19 protein-coding genes are annotated in these 16,311 nt (G+C 66.9%); 2 read left to right on the top strand and 17 right to left on the bottom strand.

Features of this window, described 5'->3' with window-relative positions; all coding sequences use genetic code 11:
* Positions 1 to 22: 22 nt before the first annotated feature.
* The 4 genes from rnr to RAH32_RS10170 are packed head-to-tail and all read right to left on the bottom strand — an operon-like array spanning position 23 to position 4,593.
* The gene (rnr, locus tag RAH32_RS10155; protein ID WP_306607667.1) at positions 23 to 2,266 is read right to left on the bottom strand and encodes a ribonuclease R; all 2,244 of its coding nucleotides are present in this window, start codon (positions 2,264 to 2,266) and stop codon (positions 23 to 25) included.
* An 11-nt stretch (positions 2,267 to 2,277) separates the two neighbouring features.
* Complete coding sequence (locus RAH32_RS10160; RefSeq protein WP_306607669.1) at positions 2,278 to 2,694, bottom strand: GNAT family N-acetyltransferase; 417 nt, start codon at positions 2,692 to 2,694, stop codon at positions 2,278 to 2,280.
* Positions 2,691 to 3,827 (bottom strand): succinyl-diaminopimelate desuccinylase, encoded by a 1,137-nt coding sequence (dapE, locus tag RAH32_RS10165; protein WP_306607671.1) that lies wholly within the window; start codon positions 3,825 to 3,827, stop codon positions 2,691 to 2,693. Before dapE ends, RAH32_RS10160 begins: the two co-directional genes overlap by 4 nt.
* Before the next feature lies 1 nt (position 3,828).
* Positions 3,829 to 4,593, bottom strand: a complete 765-nt coding sequence (locus RAH32_RS10170; RefSeq protein ID WP_306607673.1) for a sulfite exporter TauE/SafE family protein — start codon at positions 4,591 to 4,593, stop codon at positions 3,829 to 3,831.
* A 169-nt stretch (positions 4,594 to 4,762) separates the two neighbouring features.
* Here RAH32_RS10170 and RAH32_RS10175 point away from each other — a divergent pair, with 169 nt between their 5' ends.
* Together RAH32_RS10175 and RAH32_RS10180 are read left to right on the top strand one after the other, a co-directional pair.
* Positions 4,763 to 6,361, top strand: a complete 1,599-nt coding sequence (locus RAH32_RS10175) for an acyl-CoA dehydrogenase family protein (RefSeq protein WP_306607675.1) — start codon at positions 4,763 to 4,765, stop codon at positions 6,359 to 6,361.
* A gap of 79 nt (positions 6,362 to 6,440) precedes the next feature.
* The gene (locus RAH32_RS10180; RefSeq protein WP_306607677.1) at positions 6,441 to 6,914 is read left to right on the top strand and encodes an META domain-containing protein; all 474 of its coding nucleotides are present in this window, start codon (positions 6,441 to 6,443) and stop codon (positions 6,912 to 6,914) included.
* Here the strand turns inward: RAH32_RS10180 and recO are convergent.
* The 13 genes from recO to RAH32_RS21520 form a co-directional block, all read right to left on the bottom strand.
* Complete coding sequence (gene recO, locus RAH32_RS10185) at positions 6,908 to 7,645, bottom strand: DNA repair protein RecO (RefSeq protein WP_306607679.1); 738 nt, start codon at positions 7,643 to 7,645, stop codon at positions 6,908 to 6,910. The two genes, RAH32_RS10180 and recO, sit on opposite strands and share 7 nt — an antisense overlap.
* Positions 7,645 to 8,076 carry a VOC family protein gene (locus tag RAH32_RS10190; RefSeq protein WP_306607763.1) on the bottom strand — a complete coding sequence of 144 codons (432 nt, stop codon included), beginning with the start codon at positions 8,074 to 8,076 and terminating at the stop codon, positions 7,645 to 7,647. Before RAH32_RS10190 ends, recO begins: the two co-directional genes overlap by 1 nt.
* A gap of 57 nt (positions 8,077 to 8,133) precedes the next feature.
* Complete coding sequence (rarD, locus tag RAH32_RS10195; protein ID WP_306607681.1) at positions 8,134 to 9,045, bottom strand: EamA family transporter RarD; 912 nt, start codon at positions 9,043 to 9,045, stop codon at positions 8,134 to 8,136.
* Between the two features lie 42 nt (positions 9,046 to 9,087).
* The gene (locus RAH32_RS10200) at positions 9,088 to 9,423 is read right to left on the bottom strand and encodes a DUF1491 family protein (protein WP_306607683.1); all 336 of its coding nucleotides are present in this window, start codon (positions 9,421 to 9,423) and stop codon (positions 9,088 to 9,090) included.
* Complete coding sequence (era, locus tag RAH32_RS10205; protein WP_306607685.1) at positions 9,416 to 10,354, bottom strand: GTPase Era; 939 nt, start codon at positions 10,352 to 10,354, stop codon at positions 9,416 to 9,418. Before era ends, RAH32_RS10200 begins: the two co-directional genes overlap by 8 nt.
* Positions 10,351 to 11,040, bottom strand: coding sequence for a ribonuclease III (gene rnc, locus RAH32_RS10210; protein ID WP_306607687.1), 690 nt, complete (start codon positions 11,038 to 11,040; stop codon positions 10,351 to 10,353). Before rnc ends, era begins: the two co-directional genes overlap by 4 nt.
* A complete protein-coding gene (gene lepB, locus RAH32_RS10215) occupies positions 11,037 to 11,831 on the bottom strand; it encodes a signal peptidase I (protein WP_306607689.1) in 795 nt (264 codons plus the stop codon). The genes rnc and lepB overlap by 4 nt, the downstream gene beginning before the upstream one ends.
* Positions 11,832 to 11,904: 73 nt before the next feature.
* Positions 11,905 to 12,315 (bottom strand): holo-ACP synthase, encoded by a 411-nt coding sequence (acpS, locus tag RAH32_RS10220; protein WP_306607691.1) that lies wholly within the window; start codon positions 12,313 to 12,315, stop codon positions 11,905 to 11,907.
* The gene (locus tag RAH32_RS10225; protein WP_306607693.1) at positions 12,312 to 12,743 is read right to left on the bottom strand and encodes a hypothetical protein; all 432 of its coding nucleotides are present in this window, start codon (positions 12,741 to 12,743) and stop codon (positions 12,312 to 12,314) included. The genes acpS and RAH32_RS10225 overlap by 4 nt, the downstream gene beginning before the upstream one ends.
* The gene (locus tag RAH32_RS10230; RefSeq protein WP_306607695.1) at positions 12,736 to 13,473 is read right to left on the bottom strand and encodes a pyridoxine 5'-phosphate synthase; all 738 of its coding nucleotides are present in this window, start codon (positions 13,471 to 13,473) and stop codon (positions 12,736 to 12,738) included. Before RAH32_RS10230 ends, RAH32_RS10225 begins: the two co-directional genes overlap by 8 nt.
* A 29-nt stretch (positions 13,474 to 13,502) precedes the next feature.
* The gene (locus RAH32_RS10235; protein ID WP_373429696.1) at positions 13,503 to 14,327 is read right to left on the bottom strand and encodes a 4-(cytidine 5'-diphospho)-2-C-methyl-D-erythritol kinase; all 825 of its coding nucleotides are present in this window, start codon (positions 14,325 to 14,327) and stop codon (positions 13,503 to 13,505) included.
* Positions 14,328 to 14,330: 3 nt separating this feature from the next.
* Entirely contained in the window at positions 14,331 to 16,136 is a 1,806-nt protein-coding gene (locus RAH32_RS10240) for a tetratricopeptide repeat protein (RefSeq protein WP_306607696.1), read from the bottom strand.
* 93 nt (positions 16,137 to 16,229) lie between these two features.
* On the bottom strand, positions 16,230 to 16,311 hold an 82-nt coding region (locus RAH32_RS21520), incomplete at its 5' end, for a 4Fe-4S dicluster domain-containing protein (protein WP_373429703.1).

Consider the following 16,311-nt stretch of genomic DNA (forward strand, 5'->3'; position numbering starts at 1 on the left):
TTTCCGCCAGAATGAACAGCGCCTAGCGCTTGCGGCGCCGTTTGGTAGCCCGCTTGATTTCCGCAAGCCGCGACTTGGTGGACATGGGCCGGGGACCACGGCCGCGCTTGCCCTTTTGCGGACCGCGCGGCAGGGGCTGGCCGTCCAGTTCCAGCAGGTCCAAGGTCAGACCGCCGGTCATCGGGATCGCCTCGGCCAGGCGCACGGTGACGCGCTGGCCCAGGCCGATTTCCAGTCCGGTGTCGCTGCCGATCAGCATCTGGGCGTCGGGATCGAAGTGGAAATATTCGTTCCCGATGGCGCGGATCGGCAGCAGCCCGTCGGCTCCGGTTTCGTCCAGCTTGACGAAGGCGCCGAACTTCTGGACGCCGCTGATCCGGCCGGTCATCTCTGATCCCACGCGTTCCGCGAGGTAGGCGGCCAGATAGCGGTCGGTCGTGTCGCGTTCGGCGGCCATGCTGCGGCGCTCGGTCTCGCTGATATGGGTGGCGGTTTCCGACAGCCGTTCCAGATCCTGCGGAGACAGGCCGTCCTTGCCCCAGCCATGGCCGCTGATCAGTGCGCGATGCACGATCAGGTCGGAATAGCGGCGGATGGGCGAGGTGAAATGGGCGTAGCTTTTCAGCGCCAGCCCGAAATGGCCAAAGTTTTCGGGGTGGTAATAGGCCTGCGTCATCGACCGCAGGGTGGAGATGTTGATCAGTTCATCAAAGTCGGTGCCTTCCGACTGGGCCAGCAGGCGGTTGAGGTGGCTGGTGTGCAGCACCTGCCCCTTGGCCAGCGTGAAGCCGGATGCCTGGGCCACCTCGCGCAGCGCGTCGATCTTGGCGAGGCTTGGCTCCTCATGCACGCGGAACAGCAGGGGACGCTGGCGGCGGGTCAATTCCTCGGCTGCGGCGACGTTCGCCAGGACCATGAACTCCTCGATCAGGCGGTGCGCGTCGAAGCGTTCGCGGAAGTTGACCGACTTGACGCGGCCGTCCGGGGCCAACTCGATCCGGCGTTCCGGCAGGTCCAGATCCAGCGGCTGACGGCGGGCGCGGGCTTCCTTGAGCAATCCGTAGGCGTGCCACAGCGGCTTAATGACGCTGTCCATCAGCGGTTCCGTCTGCGCATCCGGCTTGCCGTCCGCCGCCGCCTGTGCCTGTTCATAGGCGAGGCTCGCGCGGCTTTTCATCATGCCGCGATGGAAGTTGTGGCTGATCTTGTTGCCTTGCGCGTCCAACCGCATCCGCACGGCGATGACCGGCCGATCCACGCCTTCGTGCAGCGAACACAGGTCGGCCGACAGGGCTTCGGGCAGCATCGGCACGACGCGGTCGGGGAAGTAGGTGGAGTTGCCGCGCAGCCAGGCTTCGCGATCCAGGGCCGAACCGGGCGTCACGTAATGGGCGACATCGGCGATGGCGACCCAGATGGTCGCGCCGCCGTCCTCCTCGATATGGGCGGCCACCGCGTCGTCATGGTCGCGCGCGTCGGAAGGGTCGATGGTGACCAGCGGCAGATCGCGCAGATCCTCGCGGCTCTTCATGGTGGCGGGCTTGGCGCCCTCGGCCTCGGCGATCACGGCATCGGGGAAATCGTCGGGAATGCCGTGCTGGTGGATGGCGATCAGGCTGACCGCGCGCGGGGCGGAGGGATCGCCCAGCCGTTCGATGATCCGCGCGGTGGGCAGGCCCAGCCGGCCCTTGGGACCGACCTGTTCGGCCTGCACCAATTCGCCGTTCTGTGCGCCTTGGGTGGCATCGGGCCGGACGCGCCATTCCTTGTCCTGGCCCTTGTCGATGGGGATGATCCGGCCACCCTCGGCTTCCTTGCGGAAGATGCCGGTGATGCGGTGGGGGGCTGCGGTGATGCGGCGGATCAGGCGGGCCTGGTATTGGTAATCCTCGCCATGGACCTCGACCAGGCGGCCCAGGAAGCGGTCGCCGCGTCCAAGCGCCGGGTCGCTGTCGCGCGGGGCGTAAAGGATGCGCGGCATCGGACCGTCGCCATGCCATTCCATCGGCCGCGCGAACAGATCGCCCGATCCGTCCGGCGGCAGCAGTTCCAGCACCGTGACCGGCGGCAGGCGTTCGGCGTCCAGGTAATGGCGGCGGCGGCGCTCCAGATGGCCTTCGCCTTCCAGTTCCTTCAGCAGGCGCTTCAGTTCGATCCGCTCGGCGCCCTTGATGCCAAAGGCCTTGGCGATGTCGCGCTTGGAATTGGCGTCGGGATGTTCCGCGACCCATTCCATGATCTGTTCCTTGCTGGGAAGCTGCGCCATGTGTCGGTCCTTCAAAGGTCGCGCGTCATGTCACGATGCGGGATCCCCGCGTCGTCGTAAACGGGACCATAGGCGGTGAAGCCCAGCTTTTCATAAAAGCCGAGCGCATGGGTCTGCGCGCCCAGCTTGGCACGGGTAATGCCCGGCTGCACGCGCAGCACATCAAGCGCGGCCCGGATCAGCGCCGCGCCCAAGCCAGTGCCGCGCGCCTGGGGCAGAACGCAGACGCGGCCGATCTTGCCCGTGTCACCGTCCAGCAGGATGCGCGCGCTGCCGATGGGCCGGCCGTCCTGGGTCGCCAGCAGGTGGAGGGCGCCGTCGTCCAGCCCGTCGATCTCGCGATCCTCGGGAACGCGCTGCTCCTCGATGAACACGGTGCGGCGCAGGGCAAGGCAGGCGGCAAGGTCGTTGGTCTGTTCGATCTTCATTCGAAATACTTTTCCAGAATCCGCTGGTAGATGGTCTTGAGCTGCTGGACCTGCGCCACGGGCACGCGTTCGTCCACCTGATGCATATAGGCGCCGACCAGACCGAATTCGACCACCGGGCAGTGGTTCTTGACAAAGCGCGCGTCGGACGTGCCGCCGCTGGTGGACAGCACCGGCTGGCGGTTCGTTTCCTGCGTGACCACGCTTTGCACCAGATCGACGAAGGGGCCGGGCTGTGTCAGGAAGGCCTCTCCGCTGACATAGCTGTCGATGGTCAGGCTGACGCCGGTCGCATCGGTCACGCGGGCGGCGCGGGACTTCAGTTCGGCTTCCAGACTGGCGCCGGTATGGAGGTCGTTGAAGCGGATGTTGACCACCGCCCGCGCCGTTTCGGGGATCACGTTCGAGGCCGGGTTGCCGCAGTCGATGCTGGTGATCTGCAACCCGGTCGGGTCGAAGTGGCCGGTGCCCGCGTCCAGCGGCGCGGCGATCAGGTCGTTCAGATAGGCCGTCAGCGCGTGCAGCGGGTTCTTCGCGCGGTGCGGATAGGCGGCGTGACCCTGCACCCCCTTGGCGGTGATGGTGTAGGTCGCCGATCCGCGACGCCCGATCTTCATCATCTCGCCCATGTATTCGGGGTTCGAAGGCTCGCCCACGATGCAGACCTCCATCCGCTCGCCATTCGCCTCCATCCAGTCGAGGATCGCGATGGTGCCGTCGCGCGAGGTGCCTTCCTCGTCCCCGGTAATGGTCAGGATCACCGCGCCGTCGGGCGGCGTTTCGCGCACGAAGTCGATGGCGGCGGCGACAAAGGCCGCGACGCCAGACTTCATGTCGGTGGCGCCGCGTCCCCAGATGATCCCGTCCTCGACATGGCCGCTGAAGGGGGGGTGGGTCCAGGACCCCAGGTCGCCGGGGGGGACGACGTCGGTATGGCCGTTGAAGCCCAGGGCACGCGCCCCCTTGCGGCCCCACCGGGCAAACAGGTTGGGCGTGCCGTTGCGATCGACGCGGTGCACCTCGAACCCCGCATCCGCCAGCAGGTCGCCCAGCAGCACCAGGGCGCCGCCTTCTTCCGGCGTGACAGAGGGGCAGCGGATCAGGCGGGCGGTCAGGTCGGCGGCATCGATCATGTCAAATCCAGTCTGAAAGGGCGCGGCGGACAAGGTTCAGGCCGGTGATGACCAGAAGGATCAACGTCCAGCGGCGGAATTGTGCGACATCCATGCGGTCCTGCAAGGCAAAGCCCGCCAGCATCCCCCCGAAGGCCGGGATGCAGAGCACCGCCGAGAGCGGGATCGTCTGCGCGTTCAGAATGCCCGAGACCAGGTGGGCGGCGGTCAGCCCGGCCGCCCCCAGCAGGAAGACCACCCCCTGGACGCGGACCTGTTCGCGCTTGTCCACGCCCAGCGACAGCAGCAGGACCACCAAGGGCGGTCCCCAGATGCCCGACACCCCGCCGTAAAGCCCGCCGACGATGCCGGTCGCGATCTCGGCCCGGCGTCGGTGGTGGATGGGCAGGGTCATCGGCCGGCCCGCCAACTGCCACAGCGCGAAGGCCAGGATCGGCAGGCCCAGCAGCGCATACATCAGCGCCTGCGGGATCTGTTTCGCCAGCCCCGCCGACACCATCAGGAAGACCAGCACCATGCCGATATGCCAGCGGAAATTGCGGGTGGACTGAAGGGCCGCAGCCGGTCCCTGGCGCAGCGCCTGGTGGATGTTGGTGGTCAGCACCGGCAGGATCAGCGCGGCAAGCGCCACCTGCGGCGGCAACAGGGACGCGAAGGCCGAGGCCATGATCAGCGGCATGGCAAAGCCGATCGCGCCCTTCACGAAGCCCGCAAAGCCCGTGACGGCGAAGATCGTCCAGAATTGCCAGGGATCCAGTCCAAACATGCCAGGCAAGCTAGCCGCCCTTACACGGAATGAAAATGCCGCATTCACCGGCATCGTTGCGGTCACATTCGTTCAACTTGAAACCATGCAGCGCATTATTGTTGCGCTGCGGATGCGAAGGCGTTACCCATGCTGCAATGCCGCAACGGGGTCCGAATCCATGAAAGACATGCCGCACCAATTCGACACCGTCCTGACCGAGCTTGCCGACCTGCAATCGCGCGCGACGGAAAGCGTGCGCGCCGCAGTCTCGCCCGCGGGCAGGATCGATGCCGAGGCGCTTGAACGCCACCAGCACATGGCCCACGCGCTGTCCTGGCTGGCGACCTATGTCGAATCGCTGCGCCAACTTGCGGCATGGTCCGGGCGTGTCAGCGGAGAGATCGAGGGCCTGATCACGCGGATCGGCTTTGGCGAATACCTGACCCAGATCATGGGCGGTATCCCGATGAGCCAGACGGAATTCGCCCGCCTGTCGGATCTGGGCATCGACTGGCAGCCGTCCGATGCAGCCCGCGCCCTGATGGCCGGCAACACGCCCGAGGCCCGCGCCCGGCTTGCCGCCCTGATCGCCGAGAACAAGGGCAGCGCGACCTTCGGTGCCTCGGGTTTGGACGAGGATCTGGAGATGATCCGCGACCAGTTCCGCCGCTGGGCCGATGACAAGGTGGTCCCGCACGCCCATGGCTGGCACCTGAAGGACGAACTGATCCCGATGGAGATCATCGCGGAACTGGCCGAGCTTGGCGTTTTCGGCCTGACCATCCCCGAGGAGTTCGGCGGCCTGGGCATGTCGAAGGCCGCGATGGTGGTGGTCAGCGAGGAACTGTCGCGCGGCTATATCGGCGTGGGTTCGCTGGGCACGCGCAGCGAGATTGCGGCCGAACTGATCCTGGGCGGCGGCACGGACGCGCAGAAGGCCCACTGGCTGCCGCGCCTTGCCTCGGGGGAGATCCTGCCCACGGCGGTCTTCACCGAACCCAATACCGGCAGCGACCTGGGCAGCCTGCGCACGCGGGCGGTTCTGGACGGCGACACCTGGACCATCACCGGCAACAAGACCTGGATCACCCATGCCGCGCGCACCCATGTGATGACGCTGCTGGCCCGCACCGATCCCGACACCACCGATTACCGGGGCCTGTCGATGTTCCTGGCCGAAAAGACGCCGGGCACCGACGACAACCCCTTCCCCACCCCCGGCATGACTGGCGGGGAAATCGAGGTGCTGGGCTATCGCGGCATGAAGGAATACGAGCTTGGCTTCGACGGCTTCCAGGTCGGTGCAGAGAACCTGCTGGGCGGCGTCACCGGCCAGGGCTTCAAGCAGCTGATGCAGACCTTCGAATCCGCCCGCATCCAGACCGCCGCCCGCGCCATCGGGGTCGCGCAGAACGCCCTGGAACTGGGCCTGCAATACGCGCTGGATCGCAAGCAGTTCGGCAAGCCGCTGATCGCCTTCCCGCGCGTGGCCGACAAGCTGGCGATGATGGCGGTGGAAATCATGATCGCCCGCCAGCTGACCTATTTCAGCGCCTGGGAAAAGGACCACGGCCATCGCTGCGACCTGGAAGCCGGGATGGCCAAGCTGCTGGGCGCCCGGGTGGCCTGGGCCAGTGCCGACAACGCCTTGCAGATCCACGGCGGCAACGGCTTTGCCCTGGAATACCAGATCAGCCGGGTGTTGTGCGATGCACGCATCCTGAATATTTTTGAGGGTGCCGCGGAAATTCAGGCGCAAGTGATCGCCCGGCGGCTGTTAGGCTGACTGCGTTTCGTCTAGGGTGCTGCAACCAAAGCGGTTTTGCCGCATTCCCCTTGGACGATCGCCTACAGGAGCTTTCCTCATGTCCCGCCTTGCCCGTTTCGGCACATTCGGCGCGCTGACCGCCGCAGCATTCGCCCTTGCCGCTTGCGAACCGACCCCGCCCGTGTCGCCGGATGATCGCGGCTTCATTCCGGGTGGCGATTATGCCCTGGTCGGCATGGACGGCGCGACGGTGCCGCTGCGCAACATGACGCTGACCATTGCCGAGAAAAGCATTTCGGGCCGTGGGCCGTGCAATGGCTATGGCGCCATCAACAATGCGGAACTGCCGCTTGTGGCGCTGTCGCCGCTGCAAAAGACCAACGTGCCCTGCGGCAAGAACGCCACGATCGAGAACCGCTTCTTCGAGGTTCTGCAATCGGCGACCGAGATGGAATACTATGGCGGCGTGCTGAAGGTGAAATCGCCCCTGACCTGGCTGATCTTCGAACGCGGCGTGACCGGGGCGCAGGCGCAGGTGACTGCGCTGGATCAGGCGCGCGCCGGTCAGTGATCCCTTTTCGGCTGGCCGCGCGTCAGCCGGTCCACAAGACGATGGCGGGCCGCAGGAACGGGACGGCCCACCAGTTCTCCGGCGATCCGCGCCGTCAGGAAATGCCCGGTGATCGCCAGCCCCTCGGCCAGGCCATACCCGCGGTTGTCGCCCGCACCGCCCAGGATGCCCGGCAGGGGCAGCAGCCGGTCGGCCCATTCCCCCGCCCCTTCGCGGCTGACCGCGCGGCCTGACCTGGGGCTGACATAGGCCAATCCCTGCTGGGCGCCCGTGACCGCGCAGGATGTCAGGTCCAGGCCGAAGCCCATCTCGTCCAGCAGGCGCATTTCCCATTGCAGGTAATCGTTGCCCCAGTCCGTGCCGGTTTCCATCAGGTCCAGCAGGCGTTCCGTATCGCGTGCCAGAACCGGATGCGGATCGCGTTCCGGCAGGGCAAAGACCAGCAGCGAACAGACCGCGTTCAACCCCGCCAGGGCCAGCGGATCGGCCAACAACCCAGACCGCAGCCGCAGGGGTTCGACGGCAAAGGTGCCCAGCTGGTCGTCGCGGCGTGCCCGCCATCGCAGATCCAGCCGCGAGCCAGGTTGCAGCATCGCCGCGCGCTTTTGCGACACGCCGCCGGGCACCAGCCCGGAATGGCGGCCATGCAGGTCGGTCAATACGTCCAGGATCACTGCCGTCTCGCCATGCGGGCGGCGCGCCAGGACGGTGCCTTCGGCCTGCCACTCCATCAGGCGGCAGGAAGGGTCAGCGACCCGTCAGGGGACAGCGGCCAGAAGGGATTGGTCGCGATTTCCCAGACATGGCCGTCGGGATCGGCGAAATAGCCGGAATAGCCGCCCCAGAAAACCTTCTCGGGCCGCTTCAGGACCGCCGCGCCCGCATCCACCGCCGCCTGGAAGACCGTATCGGTTTCGGCGTCGTCGGCGCAGTTCTGCGCCAAGGTGATCGCCCCGGTGCCCAGACGCGCGCCGGGCCGCCCCTGGTCGGTGGCAAGATCGGCCAGCCCGAACAGGGCCAGCACCGCGCCGTTCATCTGATAGAAGGTCACGCCCGGTTGCGAACTGCCATGCGGCATCCAGCCCCAGGTTTCATAGAACCGCCGCGCGCGGTCCATGTCGGCCACGCCCAGCGTGACAAGCGTGATGCGTTGGCGGGTCAGGGACATGGAACCTCCGGTGACCTGGCCAGCTTGGCACGCGGGCAAGGCCGTGCCAAGTCAGGTCATCGCCCGCCGCCGCGCCCCTGCCCCGCGCAGCATCGACAGTGTATAGATCACCAGGGCCGCCCAGATCATCGGGAAGGCGATCATCTGCGCCGTGCCGAAGGGTTCGCCAAAGATCAGCACCGCGGTCAGGAAGATCATGGTGGGCGCGATGTATTGCAGGATGCCGATGGTGGACAGCCGCAGCTGCTTGGCCGCCGTCGCATAGCAGATCAGCGGCACGGCCGTCACCGGGCCGCAGCCGATCAGCAGCAGCGTGTCCCATGTGCTGCCGGCGGCGAAATGCGACTGGCCGCTGACCGTCAGCCAGATCACATAAGCCAGGGCCAGCGGCGCCAGCAGCAGAACCTCCAGCGTGAATCCCTGGGTCGGACCCAGCGGCAGGCTTTTCTTGCAATAGGCATAGAAGCCCCAGGTCAGCATCAGCCCGATCGCGACCAGCGGCAGACGCCCCAGTTGCACCGTCAGCACCACCACCGCAAGCGAGGCAAGCGCGATCGCCACCATCTGCGCCCGGTTCAGGCGTTCGCGCAGCAGCGTGGCCCCCATCAGGATGCTGAACAGCGGGTTGATGTAGTATCCAAGCGCCGCGTCAAGTGCGTGATTGTTGCCCACCGCCCAGACATAGATCATCCAGTTCACGGAAATCAGCGCAGCGGTGATCAGCGCCATGCCCAGAAGGCGCGGCTGGCGCAGCGCCGCCATCACCTCGGCCGACCGGCGCTGCCAGATCAGGACCGCAAGCGCGATGGGCAGGGACCACAGGACCCGATGGGCGATGACCTCGGACGGGGGGACATGGGCCAGCTGCTTCATGAACAGCGGCAGAAAGCCCCACATCACATAGGTCGCAATGGCCAGGATCAGGCCCGGCAGGGAATCACCCGAGGGGGTCGCGTTTCTCATGCCTGATTGCATAGGCTGCAACAGCGGCCCGCGCCAGATGGATCACGCAAGCCCCGCTTCGTCCAGAAGCGTGCGCCCGTCCCGGCTCTCGATCTCGACAACCCACAGGTCGGGATCGAAGCCGCGCTGCCGGGCAATGGCCTGATCGACCTCGCGTTCAGGGCCTTGCGCGATGACCTGCCATGGGCGGCTGTCGGTGTCGAAGTCCCACTCGCGGCCGTAAAGCGCGGCAGTGCCGTCCAGATGCGCGCATTTCACCAGCACCGCGCCCGCCGTCCCGTCGCCCCGTGCGGTCACATAGGCGGGGATGTTCGCCAGCCCCAGGCGCGCCAGATAGGCCGAAACCCAGATGCCCGTCGCCAGCCGGGCTTCAGGCATCGCCGTCGCGGAAGTCGAGCCCCATTTCGTTGTAACGCTCGGCCTCGTCCAGCCAGTTCTCGCGCACCTTCACCTGCAGGAACAGATGGACGCGGCGGCCCATGAATTCTTCCAGTTCGGCCCGGGCAGCCTGGCCCACGGCCTTGATCGTCTCGCCGCCCTTGCCCAGGACAATGCCCTTGTGGCCGGGACGCGCGACATAGACGACCTGATCGACGCGTGCCGACCCGTCCTTGCGCTCCTCCCAGGCCTCGGTTTCCACCGTCAGCTGATAGGGGATTTCCTCGTGCAGGCGCAGGGTCAGCTTTTCGCGGGTGATTTCGGCCGCGATCATGCGCATCGGCAGGTCGGCGATCTGGTCCTCGGGGTAGAGCCAAGGGCTTTCCGGCAAGGTCTCGGCCAGCCAGTCGCGCAACTGGTCGCAGCCATAGCCCTTTTCGGCGCTGATCATGAAGGTCTGCACAAAGGGGAAGGCCGCGTTCAGTTCAGCCGACAGCGCCAGCAGGGTTTCGGCCTTCACGCGGTCGATCTTGTTGATGACCAGCCCCACGGGCGTCTGGCTGTCCAGGCCCTTCAGGGATTCGATGATGGCCTTGGCGCCTTCGGTCAACCCGCGATGCGCCTCGACCAGCAGCAGGATGATGTCGGCGTCCGCCGCCCCGCCCCAGGCGGCCTTGACCATGGACCGGTCCAGGCGGCGGCGCGGGCGGAAGATGCCGGGCGTGTCCACGAAGACGATCTGCGCCGCGTCATGGATCGCGATGCCGCGGATGCGGGCGCGGGTGGTCTGCACCTTGTGGGTGACGATGCTGACCTTGGCCCCGACCATCTGGTTCAGAAGCGTGGACTTCCCGGCATTGGGTTCGCCGATCAGGGCGACGAAGCCCGCGCGGGTCTGGCCTTCGGGATGGGTGATGTCGGTATCGGTCATGCGCGGCCCTCCAGCCGGTCCAGCAGCGCCTGCGCGGCGGCCTGTTCGATGCTGCGTTTCGTGCCCGCGCCCTTGGCCTGTGCCTGTTGCCCGTCGGCCAGGCGCGCGGTGATCAGGAAGATCGGCGCGTGATCCGGGCCGCTGCGTTCGGTTTGTTCATAGACGGGCGGAGGCATCCCGTTGGCCTGCGCCCATTCCTGAAGCGCGGTCTTGGCGTCGCGGGGATCGTCCTCCAGCGTGTCCAGCCGGTCGGCCCAAAGCCGCAGCACGACCCGGCGCGCCGCCTCGAAGCCCGCGTCAAGATAGATCGCCGCCAGCACGGCCTCCATCGCGTCGGCCAGCAGCGCCTCTTTCCGGCGGCCGCCCGACATCATCTCGGACCGGCCCAGCTTCAGCACCTCGCCCAAGCCGATGTGGCGGGCGATGGCCGCGCAGGTTTCGCCGCGCACAAGGGCGTTGTAGCGGGGGGCAAGCTGGCCCTCGCTTGCAGACTTGTCGGCGTCGAACAGCGCCTCGGCCATGACCAGCCCCAACACCCGGTCGCCCAGGAATTCCAGCCGCTGGTTGTCGGGCCGGGTCGCACTGGCGATGGAGCCATGCGTCAGGGCGCGCACCAGAAGTTCGGGACGCGCGAAGTCGTGCCCCAGCCGGGCCATGAAGGCGCGGATGTCGGCGCCCGGTTTCACTCCACCGCCTTGAAGAAGCGGTCGGCCCGCCAGGTCCAGAAATACAGAAGCGACCGGCCTGCAGAAGAGAACATGATCCGGTCGGCCCGCCCGATCAGGTATTCGGCGGGCACGAAGCCAAGGCCGCCGATTTCCTGCGGGAAACGCGAATCCTCGGAATTGTCGCGGTTGTCGCCCATGAAGAAATACTGACCCTCGGGGACCGTGAAGGTCGGCGTGTCGTCGGCGAAGGACCCGTCGGTGATATTGAGGATATCATGGCTGCGTCCGCCCGGCAGGGTTTCGGTGAAGCGCTGCTTGATGCACTGACCGCCCTCGGGCACCGGGTCGTTGACGCAGCGCGGGATCAGCCCCTGCGGTCCCTGCTGTTCCTTGATCTCGACAAAATCGCCGGCCGGGGTGACGGGCACTTCCTCGCCGTTGATCCACAACCGGCCGTCGCGCATCTGGACGGTGTCGCCCGGCAGGCCGATCAGCCGCTTGATGAAATCGACGCCGCGCGTCGGGTGGCGGAACACCACCACATCGCCGCGTTCGGGTTCCGACCCCAGGATGCGGCCGCTGATCGGGCAGATCGAGAAGGGGCAGGAATACCGGGAATAGCCATAAGCCATCTTGTTGACGAACAGGAAGTCGCCGATCAGCAGCGTGTCCTTCATCGACCCGGACGGAATCCAGAAGGGCTGGAAGAACAGCGTGCGGAAGATGCCCGCGATGACAAGCGCCCAGAACACGGTCTTGACCGTTTCCCAGATGCCTTCCTTTTTCTTGCCCGCCGTGCTGTCGGCCATGATGTCGTCCTTCGTCAACTTGCGCGGGCGAATGGCCGCTTCGCGCGTTCTAGGCCATTGGCGGGACGCAAAGTCAAGGTTGCGGCGTGCCGGGCCGCGCCTCGATCACCACGAAAGCCTGTGCCCAGGGATGATCGTCGGTCAAGGTGACGTGAACGATGGCATGATGGCCCGGCGGAGTCATCGCAGCCAGCCGGTCGGCGGCCCATCCGGTCAGTTCCATCACAGGCTGCCCCGATCGCAGGTTGCTGACCGCCATGTCGCGCCAGCTGATGCCCATCGCAAGCCCGGTGCCAAGCGCCTTGCTGCATGCCTCCTTCGCGGCCCAGCGTTTGGCCAGCGTCCCCGCCTCATCCTTGCGGCGCGCGGCCTTGGCTAGTTCGGTGGGCGTGAAGACGCGGGTGCGGAAGCGGTCGCCGAAACGGTCCAGCGTGCCCGCGATGCGGTCGATATTGGCAAGGTCGGTGCCGATGCCGAGGATCATTGTCTTACTGCTTTGATCTCAAAGAAGGGAACAAGGAAGTCTTCGGCCCAGGAAGGAAGCCTTGCCCAGCTACGAATGCCCTGGTCCTGCCAGAAAGTTCTGGTCTCATCCATCAGGTTCCGTGTGCGCACCCAATCCAGCAGCGCGTCGTGAGGATAAACAAAGATTCGCTCACCGTCGCGAAAGGCGATGTGCAGGCCCTTTCCCAAGTATTTCCGATCAAGCACCATCCGTGCCTTCAACTGCACCCGCAGAATCGTCGCGCCGTCGATATGGCAGGCGATGAAGTCGGCCCCCTGCCAATCGTCGCTGAGCCACATGGAGTGGAAGCCGTAATCTGCCAGCCGCGCCGCAATCTTGTGAAAGTTGTGCAATTCCTTCTGTCGGGCGTTCAGCTTGTGATAGTCGACATGTCGGAAGTCATTCACGCTGCGCCTCGTCCATGCAGCGCCGCATCTGGCGGATCGCACCGCCAAGACCGATAAAGACGGACTCCGCGATCAGGAAATGGCCGATGTTCAGTTCCTTGACCTGCGGGATGGCGGCGATGGGTCCAACCGTGTCGAAGGTCAGGCCGTGGCCCGCGTGAACCTCCAGCCCCAGGCCGTCGGCCAGCCGCGCCCCTTCGACCAGACCCGCCAGTTCGGCATCGCGTTCGGCGTGACGGCCTTCGGTGTCCAGGTCGCAATAGGCGCCGGTGTGCAGTTCCACCACCGCCGCGCCGATGCGGGCGGCGGCTTCGATCTGGGCGGGGTCATGGCCGATGAACAGCGACACGCGGCAGCCCGCCTCGCGCAGGGGGGCGATGAAGTCGGCCAGCATCGCCTCGTTTCCCGCCACGTCCAGGCCTCCTTCCGTGGTGCGTTCCTCGCGCTTTTCGGGGACGATGCAGACAGCATGGGGGCGGTGGCGCAGAGCAATCGCCTGCATCTCCGCCGTGGCGGCCATTTCCAGGTTCAGGGGCAGCGTCAGGTTCGCCATCAGCGCGTCGATGTCGGCATCGCTGATATGGCGGCGATCCTCTCGCAGATGGGCGGTAATGCCGTCGGCGCCCGCCTCCTCGGCCAGGCGGGCGGCGCGCAGCGGGTCGGGCCAGGGCGTGCCGCGCGCGTTGCGGATGGTTGCGACGTGATCGATGTTGACGCCCAGACGCAGCATGGTTCCCCCAAAGGCAGTTTCGCGCCAGTCTAGCGGGGCGTCAGGGGGGGCGCCAGTTCCGTCGCGGCCGCCCACCAGCCATGCTGTTTCAATGCGCTGGCGGCAATTTCGGCACGGTTCGCGCTGTCATAAAAGCCAAAGCAGGTGGCCCCCGATCCCGACATGCGGACGAAAGCGGCGCCCGTGGCGCGCAGGGCGTCCAGCACCTGCCCGATGACTGGGGCGACCGACAGGGCGGCAGGTTCCAGGTCGTTGCGCGTCTGCGCCAGCCAGCCCGCCAGGTCGGCAAGCCCGGCAAAGCGCGGGATGGGGGGCAGGCCCGGATTGTTCCGCCGCGCCATCGCGGCAAAGACCTGGGGCGTCGAAACGGCCACGCCGGGATTGACAAGCACCAGCGACACCTGCGGCAAGGGGTCCAGGGGGGTGACGATTTCCCCGACGCCCTGCATCCGCGCGGGGCTGGATGCCAGGCAGACCGGCACATCCGCCCCCAGCCGTTCCGTGCCTGTGGGAAGCGCATGCCCCATGCGCACCAGCCCCCGCAGCACGGCGGCCGCATCCGCCGATCCTCCGCCGATGCCCGAGGCCACCGGCAGGTTCTTGGTCAGCCGGATCGCGGCTGCCGCCCCGGCCAGGCGCGCCGCGCGCAGGCAGAGGTTGTCGTCACTGACCGGCAAACCCGCCGCGAACGGTCCTTCGATCCGCAGGGACAAGGGTCCTGGTTCCAGCACGACCATGTCGCCCAGACCCGCGAAAGCCACCAGCGAATCCAGCAGGTGATAGCCGTCGGCACGGCGGCCGGTCACATGCAGCGCAAGGTTCAGCTTGGCCGGCGCAGCCTCAAGGATGGGCATGAATCAGTTGTTCGCCGCGGCCTGCGGGGCGGGCGCCGGGGCATCGACGGGGGCTGCTGCTTCCTCGGCCAGCACGGCGTCAAGGCCCCGCTCCAGTTTGGCGCGGATGCGGGCGGGATCGACATCGTCCGTCTCGGTCGGGTCCAGCGACAGCGCACGCTGCCACTGGATCTCGGCCTCGCGGTGGCGGCCCACCTTCCAATAGATGTCGCCCAGGTGGTCATTGACCAGAGGATCCTGCGACATGGTCAGGATCGCACGTTCCATTGGCGCGACCGCCTCGTCATAGCGGCCCAGTCGGTAATAGGCCCAGGCCAGCGAATCAAGGATATAGCCGTCGTCGGGCGAAAGCTGCACCGCCTTCTGGATCATATCCAAGGCACGATCCAGATTTTCGTTCCGGTCGATCCAGCTGTAGCCCAGGTAGTTCAGAAGGCTGGCCTGGTCCGGGCGGATTTCGAGGGCGGCCAGGAAATCGGCCTCGGCCCGGTCGAACTGGCCGGACCGTTCCAGGGCAATGCCGCGCGCATAAAGCGGGAACCACCGGGCATCCGCCGGGGCGTCTTCCAACATTGCCAAGGCCTTGTCATAGGCGGGCACGGCCTGGGCGAATTTTTCCTGCTGGCGCAAAAGGTCGCCCAGCGCGATCCAGGCCTGTGGCAGGTCGGGATAGGCGGCCGTCAGGGACAGCGCGGCCTTGCCTGCCTCATCGGTGCGTCCGGCGCGCGACAGGGTGTCGATGCGCGACAGCTCGGCGGCGGGACGCATCTGTCCCATCCGGCGCAGGGCATCATACTCGGGTTCGGCCAGGTCGAACTGCTGGCGCTCCTGAAGGATCTGGGCGACCATCAGCCGCGCCTCGGCGGTGTCGGGCGACAGCCAGGCGGCCAGCCGGGCATGGATCAGCGACAGCGGCTCGGGATCCGGGCTGGACAGCAGGGCCGACGCGAAGGTCAGAAACACCTGCGCAATCCCGTCCGCCGGGGTCTTGACCACGTCGAAGGCCACCGGCTGGCCCGCCTTGATGCGGTCGCGCAGGGCCAGAAGCTGCGGCTCGGCCTCGACGCCGGGGACGGCTTCGATCATGGCCACGGCCTCGTCCCGACGCTCGAGCTGGGTCAGGATCTGGGCGCGGGCGGTGAAGCCCAGGATATGCGCGCCGGTTATGTCGTCGGCCAGCAGCGCCTCGGCCCCTTCATAGTCGCCGACCAGGGCGCGGGCCAGGGCGAGGTGGTAGTTCACCATCGGCGCGACGCCCTCCAGCTTGGACAGGCGCTCGAATTCGGCCAGGGCCTCGGATGCCTTGCCCGCGCCCAGAAGCCCCCAGCCCCGCAGCATCCCGGCCAGCAGGTCGGCCTGGGCTTCCGCGTCGGACGGGGTGCCCACATCGGCCAGAAGCCCGGCCCAATCGCCGGAATGGACCAGGCTGGCGCGCTGGATCAGGTGCGACAGTTCGGTCGGCTCCCCCTCGGACCCGATGCGGGCGGCAAGTGCGACGGCGCGGTCGATCTCTCCTGCCGACACCAGGGCGACCAGGGCGCTGTCTTGCAGGAAGCGGTCGTCGGGGTCATGGGCCACCGCCTGCACGAAGAAACGCGCGGCGGCCTGGAAGTCGTTTTCCACCGTCGCCATGCGCGCGGCCAGGAACGGTCCAGCCAGGCCGAATGTCAGGGGCGCAGGCTGGGATTGCGCTGCGGCGGTGTCAGGCGTCTCCGCGTCAGGGCGCGGCTCGGGCCGGTCCTGGGCCTGTGCAGGCAGCGACAGGGCCGCCAGAAAGGCGGCGATCAGGGCCAGATTCGGGCGGGTCATTGTCACGGCGTCCATCCCGGAAAGTCACGAAAGCGTTTGCCCGACCCTAACGCGCCGCCGGGCGCGGGGCAACGCCGCCCCCCGCCCTTCTCATCACATATTCGGGTAATTCGGCCCGTCGCCGCCCTGGGGGGTTGTCCAGACGATGTTCTGGGAGGGGTCCTTGATGTCGCAG

The organism is Paracoccus yibinensis (assembly GCF_030846195.1).
Classification (GTDB): domain Bacteria; phylum Pseudomonadota; class Alphaproteobacteria; order Rhodobacterales; family Rhodobacteraceae; genus Paracoccus; species Paracoccus yibinensis.